This window comes from Lactobacillus sp. M0396 (assembly GCF_016101625.1).
GTDB lineage: Bacteria > Bacillota > Bacilli > Lactobacillales > Lactobacillaceae > Lactobacillus > Lactobacillus huangpiensis.
Genome location: NZ_JACFQE010000006.1, coordinates 101,638 through 123,226, shown reverse-complemented (window position 1 = coordinate 123,226; position 21,589 = coordinate 101,638). Strand labels below are relative to the sequence as shown.

Annotated in this window: 21 protein-coding genes; 2 read left to right on the top strand and 19 right to left on the bottom strand. The window is 37.7% G+C overall.

The features are described from left to right. Nucleotides 1-4,328 (bottom strand): pectate lyase-like adhesive domain-containing protein (locus H3T43_RS08165; RefSeq protein ID WP_198213860.1); only part of this gene is annotated, 4,328 nt, incomplete at its 3' end. 1,233 nt (nt 4,329-5,561) lie between these two features. On the opposite strand from H3T43_RS08165, the gene H3T43_RS08160 reads away from it, so the two are divergent. Beyond that, nucleotides 5,562-6,017, top strand: coding sequence for a universal stress protein (locus H3T43_RS08160; RefSeq protein ID WP_034981171.1), 456 nt, complete (start codon nt 5,562-5,564; stop codon nt 6,015-6,017). A 48-nt stretch (nt 6,018-6,065) separates the two neighbouring features. Here the strand turns inward: H3T43_RS08160 and H3T43_RS08155 are convergent, their stop codons facing one another. From H3T43_RS08155 to H3T43_RS08070, 18 genes are all read right to left on the bottom strand, one after another. After that, nucleotides 6,066-7,259 carry an FtsW/RodA/SpoVE family cell cycle protein gene (locus H3T43_RS08155; protein ID WP_198213858.1) on the bottom strand — a complete coding sequence of 398 codons (1,194 nt, stop codon included), beginning with the start codon at nt 7,257-7,259 and terminating at the stop codon, nt 6,066-6,068. A gap of 16 nt (nt 7,260-7,275) precedes the next feature. Next, nucleotides 7,276-7,503: a DUF2969 domain-containing protein gene (locus H3T43_RS08150; protein ID WP_198213856.1), complete on the bottom strand. Its 228-nt coding sequence runs from the start codon at nt 7,501-7,503 to the stop codon at nt 7,276-7,278. 8 nt (nt 7,504-7,511) lie between these two features. After that, nucleotides 7,512-7,805 carry a membrane protein insertion efficiency factor YidD gene (gene yidD / locus H3T43_RS08145; protein WP_034981179.1) on the bottom strand — a complete coding sequence of 98 codons (294 nt, stop codon included), beginning with the start codon at nt 7,803-7,805 and terminating at the stop codon, nt 7,512-7,514. Nucleotides 7,806-7,821: 16 nt separating this feature from the next. Next, nucleotides 7,822-8,811 (bottom strand): rod shape-determining protein, encoded by a 990-nt coding sequence (locus H3T43_RS08140; protein ID WP_187154282.1) that lies wholly within the window; start codon nt 8,809-8,811, stop codon nt 7,822-7,824. 80 nt (nt 8,812-8,891) lie between these two features. Next, entirely contained in the window at nt 8,892-9,122 is a 231-nt protein-coding gene (locus tag H3T43_RS08135) for a DUF1146 family protein (RefSeq protein ID WP_198213854.1), read from the bottom strand. Between the two features lie 73 nt (nt 9,123-9,195). Beyond that, nucleotides 9,196-9,633 carry a F0F1 ATP synthase subunit epsilon gene (locus H3T43_RS08130; protein ID WP_034981186.1) on the bottom strand — a complete coding sequence of 146 codons (438 nt, stop codon included), beginning with the start codon at nt 9,631-9,633 and terminating at the stop codon, nt 9,196-9,198. Between the two features lie 11 nt (nt 9,634-9,644). Then, nucleotides 9,645-11,084, bottom strand: a complete 1,440-nt coding sequence (gene atpD / locus H3T43_RS08125) for a F0F1 ATP synthase subunit beta (protein WP_034981189.1) — start codon at nt 11,082-11,084, stop codon at nt 9,645-9,647. 22 nt (nt 11,085-11,106) lie between these two features. Further along, the gene (locus H3T43_RS08120; protein WP_198213852.1) at nt 11,107-12,069 is read right to left on the bottom strand and encodes a F0F1 ATP synthase subunit gamma; all 963 of its coding nucleotides are present in this window, start codon (nt 12,067-12,069) and stop codon (nt 11,107-11,109) included. An 11-nt stretch (nt 12,070-12,080) separates the two neighbouring features. After that, nucleotides 12,081-13,592, bottom strand: coding sequence for a F0F1 ATP synthase subunit alpha (gene atpA, locus H3T43_RS08115; RefSeq protein ID WP_034981193.1), 1,512 nt, complete (start codon nt 13,590-13,592; stop codon nt 12,081-12,083). A gap of 14 nt (nt 13,593-13,606) precedes the next feature. Next, on the bottom strand, nt 13,607-14,155 hold the full coding sequence (gene atpH / locus H3T43_RS08110; protein WP_198213849.1) for an ATP synthase F1 subunit delta: 549 nt from the start codon (nt 14,153-14,155) through the stop codon (nt 13,607-13,609). Next, nucleotides 14,155-14,667, bottom strand: a complete 513-nt coding sequence (gene atpF / locus H3T43_RS08105; protein ID WP_034981197.1) for a F0F1 ATP synthase subunit B — start codon at nt 14,665-14,667, stop codon at nt 14,155-14,157. The genes atpH and atpF overlap by 1 nt, the downstream gene beginning before the upstream one ends. A gap of 42 nt (nt 14,668-14,709) precedes the next feature. Next, a complete protein-coding gene (gene atpE, locus H3T43_RS08100; protein WP_034981200.1) occupies nt 14,710-14,934 on the bottom strand; it encodes a F0F1 ATP synthase subunit C in 225 nt (74 codons plus the stop codon). An 18-nt stretch (nt 14,935-14,952) separates the two neighbouring features. Continuing rightward, nucleotides 14,953-15,666, bottom strand: a complete 714-nt coding sequence (atpB, locus tag H3T43_RS08095; RefSeq protein ID WP_198213847.1) for a F0F1 ATP synthase subunit A — start codon at nt 15,664-15,666, stop codon at nt 14,953-14,955. 117 nt (nt 15,667-15,783) lie between these two features. Beyond that, on the bottom strand, nt 15,784-16,413 hold the full coding sequence (gene upp, locus H3T43_RS08090; RefSeq protein ID WP_034981204.1) for a uracil phosphoribosyltransferase: 630 nt from the start codon (nt 16,411-16,413) through the stop codon (nt 15,784-15,786). Between the two features lie 84 nt (nt 16,414-16,497). After that, the gene (locus H3T43_RS08085; protein WP_198213871.1) at nt 16,498-17,502 is read right to left on the bottom strand and encodes an L-threonylcarbamoyladenylate synthase; all 1,005 of its coding nucleotides are present in this window, start codon (nt 17,500-17,502) and stop codon (nt 16,498-16,500) included. Beyond that, nucleotides 17,502-18,350: a peptide chain release factor N(5)-glutamine methyltransferase gene (gene prmC, locus H3T43_RS08080; RefSeq protein ID WP_198213845.1), complete on the bottom strand. Its 849-nt coding sequence runs from the start codon at nt 18,348-18,350 to the stop codon at nt 17,502-17,504. Before prmC ends, H3T43_RS08085 begins: the two co-directional genes overlap by 1 nt. Continuing rightward, a complete protein-coding gene (prfA, locus tag H3T43_RS08075) occupies nt 18,343-19,431 on the bottom strand; it encodes a peptide chain release factor 1 (protein WP_034981210.1) in 1,089 nt (362 codons plus the stop codon). The genes prmC and prfA overlap by 8 nt, the downstream gene beginning before the upstream one ends. A gap of 17 nt (nt 19,432-19,448) precedes the next feature. Beyond that, nucleotides 19,449-20,048 carry a thymidine kinase gene (locus tag H3T43_RS08070; protein WP_187160276.1) on the bottom strand — a complete coding sequence of 200 codons (600 nt, stop codon included), beginning with the start codon at nt 20,046-20,048 and terminating at the stop codon, nt 19,449-19,451. A 143-nt stretch (nt 20,049-20,191) separates the two neighbouring features. Here H3T43_RS08070 and H3T43_RS08065 point away from each other — a divergent pair, with 143 nt between their 5' ends. Continuing rightward, nucleotides 20,192-21,544: a Mur ligase family protein gene (locus H3T43_RS08065; protein WP_198213843.1), complete on the top strand. Its 1,353-nt coding sequence runs from the start codon at nt 20,192-20,194 to the stop codon at nt 21,542-21,544. Nucleotides 21,545-21,589 lie beyond the last annotated feature (45 nt).

The window sequence follows — 21,589 nt, the reverse complement described above, 5'->3', positions numbered from 1 at the left end:
TGTTTTTCATCTGCTGTTAAATCAAGCTCTGCACCTTCAACTTCATTAATTTTATCTTGAATTGCTTTAGCTGCAGTGTTTTGAGCTTGAGTTAATACGTTTTCTTTACCAGTGGCAACATCATTTTTAATATCATCTAGTTCAGTATGACCGTCAATTGCAGTTTCAGCTTCTTTAACCGCTTTATCTATGCCTTCATCTGCATCTACTCCAAGACTTTCTTTAGCAGCTTTACCATATTCTTGGATTTGTTTCTTAGCTGAATCTTTATAAGCAGCTAAAACTTCCCCTCGACCTGTAGTAAGATCACCTTTAATATCATCTAGTTCAGTATGACCGTCAATTGCAGTTTCAGCTTCTTTAACCGCTTTATCTATGCCTTCATCTGCGTCTACTCCAAGATTTTGCTTAGCAGCTTTACCATATTCTTGGATTTGTTTCTTAGCTGAATCTTTATAAGCAGCTAAAACGTTGTCTTGTCCGGCAGTGATGTCACCTTTAATATCATCTAAACTAGTATGACCATCAATTGCAGTTTCAGCTTCTTTAACCGCTTTATCTATGCCTTCATCTGCATCTACTCCAAGACTTTCTTTGGCTTTATTTGCGCTTTCTTCTATCTTGGCTTTAGCGGCTGCTTTGAACTTGTCCTGAACCTTCTTCTTGCCTTCACCTAAGTTAGTATTAACTAAATCTATTGTTCCTGCTTGCTCAATTAGGCTATTTGCATTTTCTACTGCTTGATCAATATTTGGATCTGAATCTACTCCAAGTGCTTCCTTATCGGCTTGGGCTATTTCTGTAAGTTGCTTCTTGGCCGAATCTTTATAGGCAGCTAAAACGCTGTCTTGTCCGGCAGTGATGTCACCTTTAATATCATCTAAACTAGTATGACCATCAATTGCAGTTTCAGCTTCTTTAACCGCTTTATCTATGCCTTCATCTGCGTCTACTCCAAGACTTTCTTTGGCTTTATTTGCACTTTCTTCTATCTTGGTTTTGGCAGCTGCCTTCAACTTATCAAAAATATCTTTCTTGGCTGAATCCTCAGCTGCACCTATGTCAGTTGCTTTATCAATATTAGCTAGTTGGTTTGCCAAAGCTTCGTCAATTTCTGTATTAGGTGAAACTATACCTAAAGTAGTCTCACCTTTTTCAGTATAGCCAGCAACTTCAGCCTTAGCAGCTTCCTTATTAATCTTATCGCTAACTGATTTCTCTATGTTTGTAATATCAGCGGAGGCATTGTCAGGATTATAAATTGAGTTCTTGTCAGTTGAAGGATTTTGTAAAGCAGTATCTTTAGCATTGTTAATAGCGTCAATATACTGCTTTTGCTTATCCTCTGACAATCCGGATGTCTTTACACGAGTAATTGCTTCTTGTGCAGCAGTACTGATTGCTTTATTGGCTGCAGCTTGTGCCTTTTTAACAGCACTAGCCTCGCTTGAAGCTTCTTGTGCTGTCTCGAATGCTTGCTCAAGCTTATCTAGAGCAGCCTTTTTACGGTCGTTAACTGTTGGAACATCTTTAACATCACTAGCATAAACTGAGATCCCGTCACTACCTGGCTTAGCAATGGCAGCTTTAGCGTCATTAAGGGCGTCAGTTAATTTTTGTTTTTCATCTGCTGTTAAATCAAGCTCTGCACCTTCAACTTCATTAATTTTATCTTGAATTGCTTTAGCTGCAGTGTTTTGAGCTAGAGCTAATATGTCTTTAACGATAGGTCGAAGATTAGTATCTGTAGGTGATAATGCGAGGGACAGAGGATTGTATTCAACGAAATTAGCATCTGGATATAGTGCAATTGAAGATCCTTTTAATAGTTCACTCGTAGGAATAGTTATGGTAAACTTATATTCTTTAGTAATTTCATCGTAAACAGCTTTACCTGCAAAATGGTGTTCTAAAGGGAGTATTTCGTCATCTGTATCCACATATGGATCTTCATTAAATCCTTTAGGAATCAAAGTAGTTTCTTTTCCAGATGAGTCCTTAATAACAATTTTAATATATGGGTCAGTTCCTCCTGGTAGATTAAGAATCGAGTTAAATATGCCACTTGTATCTGGTCCATCTAAACTGTTGTCATAATTTTTAATATAGCCGGTTATTACAGCCAAACTATTATCAGGATTTGATTCATCATCAATATAATCAATTGTAACATCATTTTTGTCTGTATCAATATCTAAAAATCCAGTTGGATTAGCAGGCTTAAAAGCTATATTATTATAACCTGGATATTTTGAATTGCTGAGAGCGATTTTCATCGCATCTGCAAAAATATTGTCAAAGGTTTGTCCTATATAAGAGCCTGAGTCTGGGTCCAACTTAACTGCAATATCAGGATATTCCTTTAATATAGCCTGAACCTCTTGGTCAGCTTTAAGTTGGGACGCCAACTCCTTACTCAAAGTTCTTTTTCCATTGAGCATTTCAACTTTACCAATCTCCATACCATTAGATGTATGTTTAACCTGCAAAACATGAAAAGGAGGTATAGTAAGTTTTTTATCTAAATCTTCTTTATCATAAGTTAAAATCTGACGAACATTTGTAATGTTAACCTGATTATTACCAAAAATAGTTGTTCCTGGATTTTGGTTCAAATGTGCATCTAATATTAAAGAAGTGGGATTGTTTATAGTTAAATCTCCTGGTGCATCAATTAAAGTAATGGCTTCATTTCCGGCATCACCTTGCAGCTTTACATTAAGAGCACTGTTTTCAAAGTCTCCTTTACCTTTAATGGAAATTAATGTTCCCGAGTAGTCACCCATATTTTCACCAGTAACATTTAAAGCGGCATTTGGTTTAACTATTAAATTGCCCGAATCGGTAATTAAAACATTTGAATTATTTCTTGATATATTTCCGTTAGTCTTAACATCTACTAAGCCGCCGGTCTGATCAAGGTTACTATCTATTACCAAACTGCTGTTTGAATCACCTAAATAAATAGCTTGGGCAACTTTGTTGTCACGTGTTCCCTTATAATCTGAACTACCTATGTTAATGGCTAGATGTCCTTTAACATTTACTGAACCACCATTAATCATAATTCCATAAATCGTCCCATTTTGCCCAGAATCAGGATTAAAACTACCATCACTATTCTTAAGGGGGTTCAATGTTACTTTTGCACCTTTAGCTATATAAACATTGCAATTTTTACCTCTCATTTCAATAGCAGTACCATTTAAAGTATTACCTATAAATTCACAACCTTCATCAAAATAAAGTGAATTATCAGAATTGGTAAATTCAAAGATTTGTGAATTATTGACTGCACCATTAGCTTGAGAACCATCAACAGGACTATTGTATGGACTCTTTTTTTGATCAGCAATTACCTTATTTTTTATATGTATTTCGTTATGACTACCTACATATAGTAATTGATTACCATAGAATTCAACGTTATCAAATGTGATTAAAGCAGTATTATCTTTACTTGCATTATAACTATAGTGATCTGTTCTAACTACTCCATACCAGTCTGAGCTCCATATTTTCAAATTCTTAAAAGTTATGTCTAACTTAGAATTACCTACTAGATCAGGATGTCGACCCTTAAAATCAATAATATGTTTTTTATCATCTCCTGATTCAATGACAAGCTTATGTCCCGTAACATTAAAACTTTGTTCCGTTCCGGTGCTAGAAGAAACAATATCTTTCATAATACTTATTTTAGAGATATTTGTATCTTGAAATGCCTTCTCAAATTGATCCCAACTGTAGATTTGGGCGACACCGTTTTCAACCTTTAAATCATTACTTTCCTTTTTATTAATCTTGTTTTTGTCTGTTACTCCATTAGTATTATCTTTTGAAGTTGCATTATCAGAATTGTTATTATCCGAATTATCTTTGTCAATTGGATTCCTGTCAGCAGTATCGTCTTGACTTTCTTCTCCGGAGATAGTTGAAGAAATATTTTCATTATTATTATTGTTATCTACTGTTGTATCTTTATTGTCGCTGTCAATCTTATCTTCAGCAATCTGACTATTAGACTTGTTTTTATCATTGGCATTCTTGGGCTTGCTATCCTTAGTGTCTCTTAAAAAAGAACTCAAACCTGAAAAAGTTGACAAATTAGTCTCAGTATTTGAATGATCCTCGTTTGATTTCTCACTTATTTGCTGCACAGATTTAACCGTATCAGCTTTTACGCTTTGACTATTTAAGCCAAAAAATGTAAAACCTAGCAAGACAGAAGCTGCACCAATACTCAGTTTACGAATTGAAAAGTGGTCGTGCTTATCTAGCAACTCCATTTTTCTTAATCTTTCATGATAATTATTTTTACCAAGCATATATATATCCTTCCTAAAAGTATGTATGATTATTATTTCCGAATACTATTCTAGGATTGAAAATTTTGATTGTCAATATAATATCTTAAAAAAATATTGTATTTATAAATAACGATTAATAAAAAATTGATAAATTTAAAAATCTCAAAAATACAATTAGTGCTAATTATTTCATAAATCTAAAATAATATTTAAAAAAATAACATTATTAAATACAATAAAAACTTATATTTTTCAATTAATATTAAATCACAAAGAAAACCAAATTTATTAAAAAAATTATTAAACTATTTGTTTTTTTTATGTTTAGAGCACTTGCAAAACAAACCTTTTTTTGATTAATACGTTATATTATGAAGGGTTACAAAGATTGAAAATTTTAGCTAACTGACCTAAGCTCAAAAAAAACAAGTAAAAATAATTCTCTCTCATGCATCTATAGATTTAATAACGTAATATAATTTTTATCTTCCCATCCTTAGCAATAAAAAACAGTTTATTATAACTTATTTGTATTATTTTAAAAGATAATAATAAATGATTAGATAACATTCAACAATAAATAATTATCATTTTTGATTAAAAAATAAAAAACTTTTCACTAAACCCGATAATATTTGCTCTTTCTTGACAAATATCAAAAAGCTTAGTAGTATAATAATTGATCTGAGTTGATCGACTAGCTTAATTGTATAAGGTTGACCGGTCAAACATAAGACATGCGAGATAGTAAATAACTTTCGAATCGGAAGACTATCTATTGCGATAGGATCCACATTCGTTGCGATACGTCTCATTTTTTGAACACTGCGGGTTCAACAAGCATTGTTTTGCTATGTTTCGATGACTCGGATTTCTTGAGAATATTAGGAAACGGTCTGCGGACCGTTTTTTGTTTGGAGATTTTATGGCTATAAAAGTTGTTATCACGATATATCTAGCAATATTACTTTTGACTGCCTTTTATTTATGGCATAACCGCCACAGTCATTTTTTGATTTATAATAGTAAAAACATTTCTAATTTCAGCTCTATAATGTCCTGGACTGCAGTCATCTTGCTTTTAGAAACTTTGCTAGGTTTGATTTTAGTTTTTCAGACAAATAAGTATCTGAATTTAATTACCTTAGCTCTCAGCAGCATCACTATTTTAACTTTTAGTCTTTTACTTAATCAAAAGGGTGATTAATTGCCCAGAAATTTGGTAAAATAGTGGTAAGAGAGGTGTTTTAAATGATGAAACAATATCACCGTATTCAAGTCGCAGTAGATGGCTCCAAGGAAGCAGACTTAGCTTTTAAAAAAGCTATCGCTGCAGCTAAACGGAATGATGCTGCGTTGGAAATTCTGCATGTCATTGATACCAGATCTTTCCAAAATGTTTCCAGCTTTGATTCAGAGATGGTTGAGCAAGTATCAAATGATGCTAAGGAAAAATTGCAGAATTACTACAAGCAAGCTACGGAAGCTGGCGTAAAGGAGGTTCACTATTCGATTGAATTTGGAGCTCCCAAGGCAATCATTGCCCACCAGTTTCCTAAAAAGCACCAAATTGATTTAATCGTATTAGGAGCTACAGGTCTGAACGCTGTTGAGCGCATACTAATCGGCAGTGTAACAGAATATGTTACCAGAACTGCTGATTGTGACGTCTTAGTCTGTCGTTCAAACGAAAACATAACCAAGTAGAAAAAAAGCATTTCATCTCTGAAATGCTTTTTTGTGTCTATTAAATTTTTAGAAATCGCCCGCTTGGCTGAACATGTAGTCTTTATTATGAAACTTCATGGACAAGATCATCCCAATACCAATCATATTTCCAATCAGGGCTGAACCACCCTGGGAAATAAACGGCAGTGGAATACCTGTGAGTGGCAATAGATCGATACTCATGCCTATGTTTTCAAACACATGGAAAAGTATCATCATAATTACACCGGTTGAGACATAAGAATAAAATGCGTTTTTAGTATCGAATGTGATGCGAACCATCTGCACGATCAAGTACAAGTAAAGCAGAATGACGGCTACACTACCGACAAAGCCAAATGATTCACCAATTACTGAATAAACCATGTCAGACCCTCGTACTGGTACGTAAACACTCAGTTTGCCAAAGCCATTGCCAAAAATTTGTCCAGAACCGATTGACTGCATACTTTGCCACAATTGATAGGCGGCTTTAGAAGTATCAGTAGATGGATTCAGCCATGACATTATACGTCTGAACTGGTATGGCTGGAAAAAGTGACTTAAAATTGATTGTCCTCCAGGCGTTGTAACCATGTAAATGACTACGACTCCCAGAACAAAGACTGCCGCAAACATCGGTGCAATTATTTTCCAAGAAATACCGGAAACTAATACAACGCCTCCTACGATTGCAATAAAGACCAGCATCGTACCGAAGTCATTTTGCAATTTTAACAGAATGGCAATCGGTAAAAGCCAAGCCAGCATTTTGCCAATTAAAACCCAATCATTTTTGATAGTATGGGCAAACATGTCATTATGCTCACGCACGACCCGCGCCAGCATCAGTATAAAAGCGGGTTTCATGACCTCTGATGGCTGAAAAGAAATTGGCCCCAGTTTAAACCAACTTTTGGCGCCGGCATCTGCGGCAATACTGCGATTGTAAAAGAACAAAACCGCAATCAAGAGCAAGATACCCAGCCCATAAACATATGGCGCAATCCTATACAATTGCTCAGCATCAAACTGAATCACAAAAACAACGATGGCCACTGAAATAATATACCAAAGTCCCTGCATTGCCACAGCTTTTACAGGGCTACCCATGTGACTGGGATCATCAACTGCCGCAAAATAAATGGAATAAAGGCCCACCACTGCCAGCAATAGCACAGGGACAACAATATTCCAGGCAATTCGATCAAAAAGATTGGTTTTATTTTGTACTTTGACCATTAATTATCACAACCTATTACTTTTCATGTAAAGCAAAGTATGAAAGCAAATCATTAATGCTGCTTTCTAAGCTTTTTGCATACAAGATGCTATTGGTTTTGCCAGTTGTAGCCCGATAACGACCTGCAATTTTTTCAATTACACCAATAGATTTTTTCTGAGGAATTACAACTTCCCAGGTAGGGTTTTTTTTACCCTTGATTTCATTGATTTCAACGTTAATATTTTCTGGTTTTTTTGACATAAATTCTCCTACTTTATATTTGGATGAAATTTTTTCGCTATAATTTCATCTTCATATCGTTCTGGATGAGGATTGCGAAAAATAGTAAATTTATCTGGTACGGGATCAACTCCGCCGCGCACAAAAGGATTGCAACGCAATATCCGGCAAATCCCCATTATTAGTCCTAAAAATGGTCCAAATTTGGTTAATGCATCAACCATATAGGTTGAGCAAGTCGGATAATAACGGCAAGATTTTGGTAAAGCCGGAGAAATGAATCTCTGATAAATTTTAACTAAATAAATCAGTATTTTACGCAAATCGTGCCTCCAAAAATTAGTGGCGCTGATGCTTCTCGATGTTCTTGAGTAAAATTCCAGTACCAAGTGCTACCGCTTCAAGTGGATGATCAGCTGTAAGTACCGGCACTTTGAGGTAATATGAAATCAGCTTGTCAATATTTCTCAAAAGTGCCCCGCCACCAGTCAGCATGATGCCGCGGTCAATAATATCCGCGGAAAGCTCAGGCGGTGTTTTTTCTAAAACTTCTTTAGTAGCCGCAATAATGTTCATTAGACCGTCATGAAGTGCTTCTTGAATTTCAGGCGCTGTCACAGTAGCCTGCTTCGGCAAACCATCAACCACATCACGTCCACGAACCGAAATGCTTTTTTCTTTTTCTGGTTCATAAGCACTACCAATTTCAATCTTTATTTGTTCAGCCGTTCGGGAACCGATCAACAAGTTATACTTATTTTTTATGTATGTAACTATAGCCTGATTTAAGTGGTCACCGGCAAAACGAAGAGACTGACTTGTCACTATTTCACCCATTGATAAAATTGCAATATCAGTAGTGCCACCACCAATATCAATCACGATGTTGCCTTGGGGTTTAAAAATATCAAGACCAGCCCCAACGGCAGCAACCTTAGGTTCAAAATCAAGATAGACCTTTCCCCCACCAGATTTTTCAGCAGCCTGAATAATTGCTTTTTGCTCGATCTGAGTTACCCCTGTAGGAGCACATATTAAAATATTTGGTTTGGACATAAAGCCTTTTACATTTAATTTTTCAATAAAATAGGATAGCATTGCTTCAGTAATATCAAAATCCGCAATAACTCCATTCTTTAAGGGACGAATCACGCGGATATTACCCGGAGTTCTTCCCACCATTTTGTAGGCTTCTGTTCCAACAGCTACCACTTTATTTGTACTTGTATTGACGGCAACAACTGAAGGCTCATTTAAAACAATTCCCTTGCCTGAAACGTTAATGAGCACATTTGCTGTTCCTAAATCTATTCCTATATCTCGTGCCACAATAATCCTCCATAATATTCAATTCATATTTTACCACAAATACTTTAAATTTGTAGGCAACTTATTAGTTTTAACAAGTCTTAAAAGAAATTACTTAATTGCAAAGAAGTATCAAATAATGTGATGAAAAAATTACCAACAAGAAAACCTAGAGCAATCGCAGCAAAAATCAGCAGCAGCTGTGCTTCGAAGATCCTGTTTTTACGAATTATTTTTTCAATACGGACGCTTTTCATAATTTGAAAAGACAAACCGATTGTAATTAAATAAATTACTATACTAATTAGTGCGTGGACGCCAAGTTGAAACATATTCTTTCTCGCTTTTCTTAAGTCACAATAAAAGCGGACGCACAAAGCAGTGCATCCGCTTAAAACTTTAGTTTTATTTGTCTGAATTGTAAACACTTATTCGATTGACGGCTCTTCTTAGTGCAACCTGTGCCCTCTCAAGTGATCGCTGGTCGTGAGCAGCTTGAGCTTTTTTCAGTGCATTTTGTGCACGTTCTCTAGCTGCTTTAGCCCGAGATACATCAATATTACCTGCTCGTTCAGCACTGTCAGCTATAATCGTAGCTACATTATTAGAAAATTCAAAGTAGCCACCGCTAACAGCAATGTGATTGACAATATTGTTCATTTCGCGGCTTCTTTTGACCTTAATCTCACCAATTGCCAGTGGAGTCAATATTGGCAAGTGATTGTACATCACTGAACGTTGACCGTCAATTGCTCTCATTTCCACAATACTGGAGTGGTGAGAAAAAATCAGTCCATCTGGAGTTACAACATTTACCATAAAAAGTTTTTCTGGATCTGCCATTTGACATCACCTTACTTTTCTAATAATGCTTTAGCTTCTGGATCACTAGGAGTTACACCCATTTGCTCAGCCTTCTTTAAAACATCTTCAATTCGGCCTACACTACGGAATGCATCTTCAGGAAGATCATCTAAGTGACCATCCAAAATCATCTTAAAGCCTTTAATTGTTTCCTTAATTGGAACATAAGAACCAGGCACACCTGTAAATTGCTCTGCCACAAAGAAGTTTTGTGATAAGAAAAACTGTACTTTACGAGCACGGCTAACAATGACCTTTTCCTCGTCAGACAATTCATCCATTCCCAAAACTGAAATGATATCTTGCAATTCATGGTAACGTTGTAAAATATGCTGTACCCTTGTTGCCACTTCATAATGTTCTTGACCAACTATTTCTGGGTCCAAAGCACTGGAGGTTGACTGCAACGGGTCAACGGCCGGGTAAATACCTTGCTCAACTAAGCTACGTTCCAAGTTGGTGGTAGCGTCAAGGTGAGCAAAAGTAGTAGCTGGAGCTGGGTCAGTATAGTCATCGGCCGGCACATAAACCGCCTGAATCGAAGTAATAGAACCCTTCTTAGTTGAAGTAATTCTTTCCTGCAGCTGTCCCATTTCAGTAGCTAAAGTTGGCTGATAACCAACGGCACTAGGCATACGTCCTAACAGAGCGGAAACCTCGGAACCAGCCTGAGTAAACCGGAAAATGTTATCAATAAAGAGCAACACGTCTTGACCTTCAACGTCTCTGAAGTATTCAGCTAAAGTAAGTCCAGTCAATGCTACTCGCATTCTGGCACCAGGCGGCTCATTCATTTGACCAAAGACCATGGCTGTCTTGCTTAAAACGCCAGATGCTTTCATTTCAAAGTAAAGGTCATTACCTTCACGTGTTCTTTCACCAACACCGGTAAAGACAGAAATACCACCATGTTCTTGGGCAATGTTGTGGATTAGTTCCTGAATGATCGTGGTCTTACCGACACCGGCACCACCGAACAATCCAACTTTTCCGCCTCGAACATAAGGTTCAAGCAAATCAATAACTTTAATACCAGTTTCAAGAATCTCTTGACTTGTAGTTAACTCATCATATTTAGGAGCATTCTTATGAATGCTGTCACGAGCATGATCTTTGTCAAATTTAGGACCATTATCAATAGGCTGACCTAAAACATTGAAGACACGACCTAAAGTATCATTACCAACAGGTACAGAAATAGGTCCACCTGTGTCTTCGACTTTCATGCCGCGCCTAAGACCATTGGTAGATTCCATAGCTATCGTTCTTAAAACGCCATCGCCAAGTTCCAAGGTAACTTCAAGAACAACAGATTCATCGTCCGACTTAACGACGCGCAAAGCATTGTCAATATCAGGCAGATTTTTGTCAAGCGGAAATCTGACATCGACAACTGGGCCGATTACTTGAACAACTTCACCTTCACTCAAAACATCTACCTCCTTTTCTTAATTATTTCAAAGCATTAGCACCACTGACAATTTCAGTAATTTCAGTAGTGATTTCTGCTTGTCTTGCACGGTTTAATTTAGTAGTTAAACTCGAAACCAAATCATCAACGTTGTCCGTAGCACTCTGCATTGCTGTCATTGAACTGGCATGTTCTGCAGTTTTTGCATCCAGAATAGCTCCGTATATTGTAGAACGGGCATATTGAGGAATTAGTGTCGTTAAAACGGCATTAACATCAGGTTCGATATCGTATTCTAAGTCTTTATGAGCTTCAGCTTCTTTGACACCAATATCAATGTCAACGATCGGCAACATTTTTTCAACTCGAAATGCAGATGATAACGAGTTAATGTGGTGAGTGTAACAAACATACAGCTCATCATAAACTCCGTTCAAATACATTTTGATCGCAGTTGAAACAATAGGCAAAACCTCATCGAAAGTTGGTACATCACTAATGCTGTCATTTTCATACACAACATTGAGATTGTTTTTCTTGAAAAAGTCCGCACCAACCGAACCAACGGCTAAGACTTTAATATCTTTATGTTCAACTTTTGAGTCCTCAAACAGACCCATCATGTTTTTAATGACGGCACTGTTATATGATCCGACTAGACCACGGTCACCGGTAATAACCAAATAACCGGTAGAATTGATCTTTTTACGTGCCTGAACCATATCAGAAACAATCCCTAAACCAAAGACGTTTTCATAATCAATTTTGCCAATGCTGTCTTCGTCAATTGCTACATGCTCTTTACGCAAGTGATTGACTACCTCGGCACTCATCAAACGTGATAAAGTTTGTCGCACATGATCATTATAAATCGTGTAACCTTTATCCCGTTTTTCTGTTTGGTTTAATTTCGATGCCGAAACCATTCTCATGGCTTCGGTAATTTTACCAGTTTGCTTAACTGAAGCTATTTTTTTCTTCAACGCAAGTAAAGATGCAGGCATATAACTACCTCCTATTTATTACTTGGTGAAAAACTATCCGCAAATTTAGAAATTGCTTCCTGCAATTTCTTTTCATCTGGCAGGTCACCAGTCTTACGAATATGTTCTAGTAAATCTGCGTGATTAGTATCGAAGTTGTCGTATAACTCTTTTTCAAACTTGGCAATATCATCAACTGGAACAGAATCAAGATAGCCATGAGTTAAAGCGTAAAGAATGACAACTTGCTTTTCAACCGCAATTGGCGTATGTAAAGGCTGTTTCAAAACTTCAACGACTCTTCGACCACGATTCAGTTTGGCTTGAGTTGCCTGATCCAAATCGCTGCCAAATTGAGCAAAGCTTTCAAGTTCATGGTAAGCTGCCAAGTCTGTACGAAGCGTACCAGCAACTTTCTTCATAGCCTTAATTTGAGCACTACCACCAACACGCGAAACTGAGTTACCAGCATCAATAGCTGGACGAGTACCAGCAAAGAATAAATCACTTTGCAGGAAAATTTGTCCGTCAGTAATTGAAATTACGTTAGTTGGAATATATGCTGAAATATCTCCCGCTTCAGTTTGAATAAACGGAATGGCAGTCATTGAGCCGCCACCAAGTTTATCACTCAATTTTGCACTACGTTCTAGTAAACGAGAGTGCAGATAGAAGACATCACCAGGATAAGCTTCACGACCAGGCGGACGACGGAGAAGCAAAGAAAGTTCACGGTAAGCAACGGCTTGTTTTGACAGGTCATCGAAGACTACCAAAACATCCTTGCCATTGTACATGAATTCTTCGCCCATAGCCGTTCCGGCATATGGTGCTATATACAGCATTGGTGCCGGTTCACTTGGACCGGCTTCAACTACAATTGTATAATCCATTGCGCCAAAGCGCTTTAACGTTTCTACTTGTGATCTGACAGTTGATTCCTTTTGACCAATAAAGACATAAATACAAATAACATCTTGTCCTTTTTGACTCAAAATTGTATCAATTGCCAAACTTGTTTTACCAGTCTTACGGTCACCAATAATTAACTCACGTTGACCTCGACCGATTGGCACCAAAGCATCAATGGCTTTGATACCTGTTTGTAGCGGCTGATTAACTGACTGGCGTTCCATAACACCCGGTGCCGAAGACTCGATTGGACGAGTCTTTGACGTTTTAATTTCGCCAAGTCCATCAACTGGCTGACCTAATGGGTTTACAACGCGACCAATTAGTGCATCTCCAACCGGCACACGCATAATTTCACCGGTTCTTTTGACTTGGTCACCTTCACGAATATCATCAAAATTGCCCAAAATAATGATACCAACATCATTTGATTCAAGGTTTTGTGCAATACCATAAGAACCATTGTCAAATTCCAATAGCTCGTTGGCCAAAACATTGTTCAATCCGTGAGCCCGGGCGATACCATCACCTATGTAAGTAACAACTCCGACTTCATTAATGTCGAGTTTGTCATCATAGTGTTCAAGCTGCTGCTTGATTAAAGAGCTAATCTCTTCTGCTTTTATGCTCAATGGTTTCACCTCTTTTAATTTTTATTAACTAACTGCGCACGAATCTTTTTCAGTTTGTTTTTGACTGACCCATCGATTACGCAATCGCCAACTTTTAAAATTACACCGCCAATAATATTTTGGTCAACCACATTAGTGAGAATGACTTTTTGCAAATTATATTTTTGGGCGTAACCAGCACCTAATTTTTGTAATTGCTCCTGATCCAGTGGCACTGCTGAAACAGCAACGCCGGTTTCAATTTTTTGACTTTTATTATATAAATCATTGAAACAATTTATAATATCAGGCAATTCCAAAAAATGATCATAGTCTAACAATAAATTCAAAAAATTCTGAACTTCTTTAGTCAGACCCCGCTCAATCGCAGAAAGCGACTTTGCTTTTTCAGCACTGTTAAAAATTGGATCGCTAAAAACTTTCAAAATTTGCGGATATTCTGAGATGGCTTGTGCCAGTTCCTGCAAATCTGCATGAACTGAAGCCAAGGCATCCATATCTTCTGCATAATCAAATAGTGCAGTACCATAGCGTGCAGCAATTTCTGCTTTACTTAAGGCCATTATTTATTCAGCCCCTTAATAAATTGATCAACCAAATCTTTTTGGTCATCAGCAGATAAATTCTTAGAAATCACTTTTTCCGCAATCGTTACAGAAATATCTGCAACTTGTGCACGAGCTTCATCTAAAGCATCAGCTTTTGCCTGAGCAGCATCAGCTTTTGCTTTTTCATGAATAGAAGCCGCATTATCATTTGCTTCTGCCACAATTTGCGTACTGGTTTTCTCAGCACTTGCCTTTGCGTCAGTCAGAATTTGCGTTGCTTCTTGTCTTGAGTTCTTCAAGGCAGCTTCACGCTCATTAGCCAAAACCTCGGCCTTTTTGCGATTGTCTGCAGCTGAATCAAGATCACTAATTACCTTTTGGCGTCTTTTTTCCATCATGTCGGAAACAGGTCCCCAGGCATAATGTTTAACCAAAATAAGCAAAATTGCGAAAACAATTAAATACCAAAGAGTATTTCCAAGGTAAATGTGACCTGCTGAGGCTGCAAATAAAATTTGAAATGTCATTTACTGCCCTTCTCTCTTTTACCTAAATTATTTTAAATAAAATTAAACGAAGAGAATCAGGAAAGCAACAACAATCGCCAAAATAGGAACGGCTTCAATCAGACCAACACCAATGAACATTGTTGATCTTAAGTTACCAGCGCTTTCTGGTTGACGAGCCATGCTCTCAACTGTCTTAGTAATAACTTTACCGTTACCCCAAGAAGCTGCTAAAGCAGCGATACCAGCTACGATAGCTGCTGAGATATATTTAAAAGCTTGTGACATGTTTAAACCTCCAAAAAATTATTCTTTTGTAACCTTTTTTCCGACATAGACCATGGATAAAGTTACGAAAACATATGCCTGGATAGAGCCAATGAAGACAGAGAATCCTTGCCAGATCATAGCTAACGGTGCTGCTAAAACCAAAGTGATAACACCAAAGCTAGGAGCAAAGCTATTACCTATTAAAGTTAATAACACTTCACCTGCGTAGATATTACCATATAAACGCAAAGATAATGTCAAGAAGTTAGTGACCTCTTCAATCATATTAATGGGGAACAGGAAACTAACAGGTTCGGCATAATTACGCCAGTAGCCACCAGTACCGAATTTTTGCATTCCGAATGTAAATGAAAGAAGCAAGGTCATCATTGCAAACGACATTGTCGTCACCGGATCTGCTGTGGGAGATTTAACAAAAATATTGTCCCCCGCTTTTACCTCTAGGAAGAGGCCCAACTGGTTCATGAACCAAATGTAGATGAACAGAACAAAAGCATAAAGCGAAAGGTGCTTTCGCGCATCAACATCACTAACATTGTCTTTAACAATACCATCAGTGAAGTCTATCAAATATTCCATGATATTTTGCTTTTTATTCGGTTTCATCTCAACTTTTCCTGATAACCATATGCAGACAAACAATACTACAGCTGCCATTAAAGTTGAGCCGATGATCCCAGAAAGATCAAATGTCAAACCCAGAAATTTAAAAACAAATGATTGCTCCAATTCTTCGTGACCTCCCTTCTCGTGCCCAAATTATCGAACACTCATACAATATTAACACCATTCAATAATTTTGTGAAAAATGTAAGCGTATTTTGCAATTAATTTACCTAAAAACAGTTATTTAGTGCCAAATAATCTGTCGCCTGCATCTCCCAAACCTGGCGTAATATAGCCATTTGGCAGCAATTTTTCGTCTTCTGCGGCAGCATAGATATCAACGTCAGGATTTTCTTTTTGAATAGCCTTTACACCTTCAGGAGCAGCTACCAGAACAGCCAGTTTGATATCTTTGACGCCACGCTTTTTAAGCGCACCAATCGCCATATTAGCAGAACCACCAGTAGCAAGCATTGGATCAACTACCAAACATTCGCGTTCGGCAACATCTTTTGGCATTTTACAGAAATATTCATGTGGCGTAAGTGTTTCTTCATCCCGATACATGCCAATTACTCCAACTTTAGCTGAAGGAATCATTTCCATAACACCATTAAGCATACCAATACCGGCACGTAAAATTGGCACAATAGTCAATTTTTTGCCGGCAATTTCTTTTTGTGTGGTCTTGCCAATCGGTGTTTCAATTTCAACATCTTTTAGCGGCAAATCTCTGGTAATTTCATAAGTCATCAGTCCCCCGATTTCACCGACTATCCGCCGAAACTCGTTGGAACTTGTCTCCTTACGCCTAATAATTGTTAACTTGTGTTGAATTAACGGATGATTCAAAACCGTAAATTTGCCCATCTTTTTCCTCCTATAAACATAATTACGTTTACGAGTATTTTAATAAAAAAAACAAAGGGTTTAAAGTCCCTTGCTAGTAAATTTTTATTTTGCCATATAATGATGACCTGCAGCAGCCTTATTAAGCCGATTCATGTAGGCTAAAGTATCTTCGCTGCCGTTAAATCCCTGCACAAAAATTTGTTTAATTTCGGGCTTATCATCGAAGTAACGCAAACCCCCGAACAAGTTATGATCGGCATCAGCTAAATTTTTGCCTAGATTAAATTTATTAACTGCCGGTAAATTGATTTTGTTAAGCACATCGTTTAAAGCCATTACGCCTGTTGCACTCGTCAATTCAATATTTGCAAAATCCTGCGGATCATCGACAACGACTACAGGAGCGCTAGGAGCATAATGGCGATATTTCATCCCCGGAGCTTTTGGAACATCCTTATCAGAAACCTTGCCGCTGTTAATTAAAACTTTTTCACCCAAGGCATTGCTCAACTCTTCCGGTGTTATTGCACCAGGACGTAAAACGACTGGAGTTGGAACAGAGAGGTCAATAATTGTTGATTCCAACCCCACTTCTGTAGGTCCGCCATCAATAATCCCTGCAATTTTACCTTTTAAGTCATGATAAACATGCTGGGCAGTAGTTGGGCTGGGCTTAGTTGATGTGTTTGCGGAAGGCCCAACAATTGGATAACCCAATTTACTGATCAATTCATGTGTCAGAGCATCATGAGGGCAACGAAAAGCCACGGTGTCAAGACCACCGGTTACAGCTTTAGGCAAACTGTCAGGTTTAACATATAGCAAGAGAGTTAGCGGACCAGGCCAAAATTTTTTAATTAATTTTTGAGCACGTTCTGGAACTTCTTTGGCATATTTAGACATCATTTGAGCATCAGAGACTGTCACAATTAAGGGATTGTCACTAGGACGACCTTTAGCTGCGTATACATTTTTAACAGCTTGCTCATTTGTAGCAATCGCACCTAAGCCATAAACGGTTTCAGTGGGAAAAGCAACTAACTCCCTTTCAGCAAGCAATTTTACTGCATCTTCTATTTGATCTTGTGAAAAAATTTTTGTTTCCATCATTTATTCCACTTTCCCTTAACCATACGCGGTTTCCCGGCTAAATCTTTCTTAAATTCAATAGTAAAATCAGGCAATTCTTGAGCAAATAATTCAGCCAGCTGGTCTTTTTCGCTAAAGCCAAACTCCAGGAAAAATTCTCCGCCACTATTTAAGTGATCGCGCACCTGTTTAACAAATTTTTGATAAAATTCAATGCCGTTTTTACCACCAAAAAGCGCTTCTTTCGGTTCATTTTGCAGAACATTTTGGTCCATTACGTCTTTTTCTGTTTCCTTAATATAGGGTGGATTAGAAATTATTTTATCGAATTTTTCCAGTCCGATTAAGATATTGGCTTTGCGGACTGTTACATCTACTTTATGAATCAAAAAGTTTTCTTCGCTTGTTCTTAAGGCAGCATCGGTGACATCAGAAGCGTATAAATCAAGATTCGTAATTTGCTTTTTGGCAGCTTCTTTAGCTAGGGCTACAGTAATGCATCCAGAACCAGTACCTAAATCAAGCACCTTGTCACCATTATCTAGATCCTGCAGAGTCCATTCAACCAATTCTTCTGTTTCAAAGCGGGGTATTAAGACGCCGCGTTTTACTAAAATCTTGTAGCCAAAAAACCAGGAATAACCCAAAATATACTGAGGTGATATCCCTTTAGCCAGCTTGCGCACATCATTTTGTGCCTGTTTAACCTGCTGTGTCGTTAGTTCCATATCTTGTTTCAACTGAAACTCACTTGGACTCAGCTGCAATCTTTCAGCCAGCAAAAAAGCGATGTCTTCCGGCCTTTCTTCTGGTGCCGTTTCCGCAGCCCAAATTCTCAGACTTTTTAAAGTGTCAATCTTAGACATTTTGTTCAGCCAGCTCCTCTAATTGCTTAGTTTGGTTATACAAAATCAAAGCATCAATTATTTCGTCAAGTTCACCATTCATTACCCGGTCAAGTTTATTAAGCGTCAAGCCGATACGATGATCAGTCACACGATTTTGCGGGTAGTTATAAGTTCTGATACGCTCTGACCTGTCACCAGTCCCGACAGCATTTTTGCGTTTAGCATCATATTGATCCCGATTTTGACTTTCATAATAATCATAGACACGAGATTTTAAAATTTGCATCGCTTTTTCCCGGTTTTGCTGCTGACTACGTTGATCCTGCATTGCGACAACGATTCCTGTCGGCAAGTGCGTCATACGCACAGCACTCGATGTTTTGTTAATATGCTGACCGCCGGCACCACTAGAACGATAGACATCAACTCTAATATCTTTGGGATCTAAATCAAGGTCAACCTGCTCATATTCAGGCATTACGGCAACAGTTGCCGTTGAAGTATGAACACGACCTTGGGATTCAGTTACAGGAACGCGTTGTACGCGGTGCGCTCCGTTTTCATATTTAAGTTTTGAATAAACCTTATTGCCAGTAATCATAATGGCAACCCGTTTGTAACCGCCAACTTCGGTTGGTTCACTGTCGACAATAGAAACCTGCCAGTTTTGTCTTTCTGCATATTTTTCATACATTCTGAGCAAATCACCGGCAAATAAGGAAGCTTCATCCCCACCAGCTGCTCCCCTGATTTCCATAATGATATCTTTGTCATCATTAGGATCCTTTGGCAGCATTAAAATCTTGATTTCATCTTCCAGTTTGTCAATATCCTGCTCTAAATCTTCATTTTCTTCTTTGGCCATTTCTACCAAATCAGAATCATTTTCATTAGCAATAATATCCTTGTTATCAGAAATCTCTTTTTTATCAGCCTTATATTTGCGGTATTTTTCAACTACATCTCGCAAATCTGCTTCTTCTTTAGAAACCTCCATGTACCTTTTAGTATCATTGATAACTTCTGGGTCAGCCATCATTTCTTGTAATTCATCATAATGAGCAACAAGACTTTCAAGCTGTGCCATAATCTTATCCATGTTGTTCTAATCCCTTCCTATCTTTCTTGCTCAGGGTGAAAATAATGAAACCGACAAACCGGGTAATAACTTTCATCCCCGCCAATTTGAACCTGTTCGCCTTCATAAACCGGTTTACCATTGTGTATCCGCTGATTCATTGTAGCCTTTCTACCGCAGTAGTGGCAAATCGTTTTGATCTCTTTTATTTTATCAGCAAAAATTAATAAATTCTTGGTTCCTTCAAATAAATTATTTTGGAAGTCATTTTTTAAGCCAAATGTCATTACCGGAATACCTAAATCGTCCACTATTTGTGCGCATTCCACCACATGATGACGCTCCAAAAACTGAGCTTCATCAACAAACACGCAGGCAATCGCACCATCTCCACGTGCTTTTTCCTGCTCATTCAACTTTTTTATATAAGCAAAAATATCAAAATCATGGTCAATCGGAACTGCATTTCTGTGAAGTCCAATTCTTGAGGCCACAGTCCCAACTCCGCTACGATCATCGATCTTACTGGTTAACAAAGCGATTTTACGACCTTGAGCTTCATAGTTATGAGCATCCTTTAGTATCTCTAAAGTTTTGCCACTGCTCATCGTGCCATACTCAAAAAATAATTGTGCCATTTTTGCTCCTTTGTTTCATTTAAATTCACCTAACTAATCTAGTATAATGTAAAAATAAAATATGTGTAGTTAAATGGTTAAAAACTCGTTTTCAATTTGTGGCTATGCTATAGTTGATAGTGATTTTAAAGCGAGGGAAGAATATGAGTTTTAAGTCTGTAATAGCAAAAAGCGCGGGTAAATCAAGTTACTGGTTTTTACATAATGTTTTAAAAGGCGGTACCAGTTTTCCCGGCAAGTTGGCAATGGACCTGGATCCTGAAATTTTAAAAACACTAGCTGAAGGATATGAAACTGTAGTTGTTACCGGTACAAATGGCAAGACCATGACTACAGCTTTGATCGTTGCTGCACTAAGAGAAAAATACGGCGATGTTTTGACCAATCCATCGGGTTCCAACATGCAACAAGGAATTGTGACGGCCTTTTTAGCACACAAAAAGAAAAAATCTTCAAGACCAATTGCAGTGTTAGAAGTTGACGAAGCAAATGTCAAAATGGTGACGGAACTGCTTCATCCCAGCGTTTTTGTTTTAACCAATATTTTTCGCGACCAAATGGATCGCTATGGTGAAATCTACACTACATACGATAAAATTGTTGAAGGAATCAAACTGGCACCCAAGGCTACTATTATTGCCAATGGTGATGCCAGTATCTTTTCTTCAGTCGACTTACCTAATCCTAAAATTTTTTATGGCTTTAAACTGCCTAACGATGAACCGCAAAATGACAGCAAGGCTCCTGTCAACACAGATGGCATCTTATGCCCTAAGTGCGATCATATCTTACATTATCATGAACGTATTTATGCCAACTTAGGAGACTTTTTCTGTCCTAACTGCAATTATCACAGACCCGAATTAACCTATTCTGTTAACAAAATTATTGAGCAGTCACCAAATAATCTCAAATTTCAAATGGGCAAAAAAGACTACAGCATCAACATTGGCGGAACTTACAATATTTATAATGCTCTAGCTGCCTATTCTGTGGCACGTTATTTTGACCTAAGTGAAGAAGAAATTGCTCAGGCTTTTGGAAAAAACAAGCGGATTTTTGGCAGACAAGAATTAATTAAATATGAAGGAAAAGAGATTAACCTGATCTTAGTTAAAAATCCTGTTGGTCTAGATGAGGTGCTGCACATGCTTAACACTGAAAAAGATGATTATTCCTTAGTAGCCTTGCTTAATGCCAACCACGCTGACGGCATTGACACTTCCTGGATTTGGGATGGTCAGTTTGAAGACCTCAACCATAAGCAAATTAAAAAAATTTTGGTTGGTGGAGAACGCTGGCACGACATGGGCTTTCGTCTGGAAGTTGCAGGTTTTGATCTGGGTAAAATGGTTACCTGCACCGACAATGAGGAAGTAATTGCCAATATTGCTAACTTACCAACGAAAAAGGTTTACATTTTGTCTACCTATACTGCTATGCTCTCTTTACGCAAGACTATGGCTGAGAAAAAGATGATTAAGGCTGGGATGTAAAAAGTAGCAATAATATAAATTGAAAACCCGCAAAGTGTGCAATGA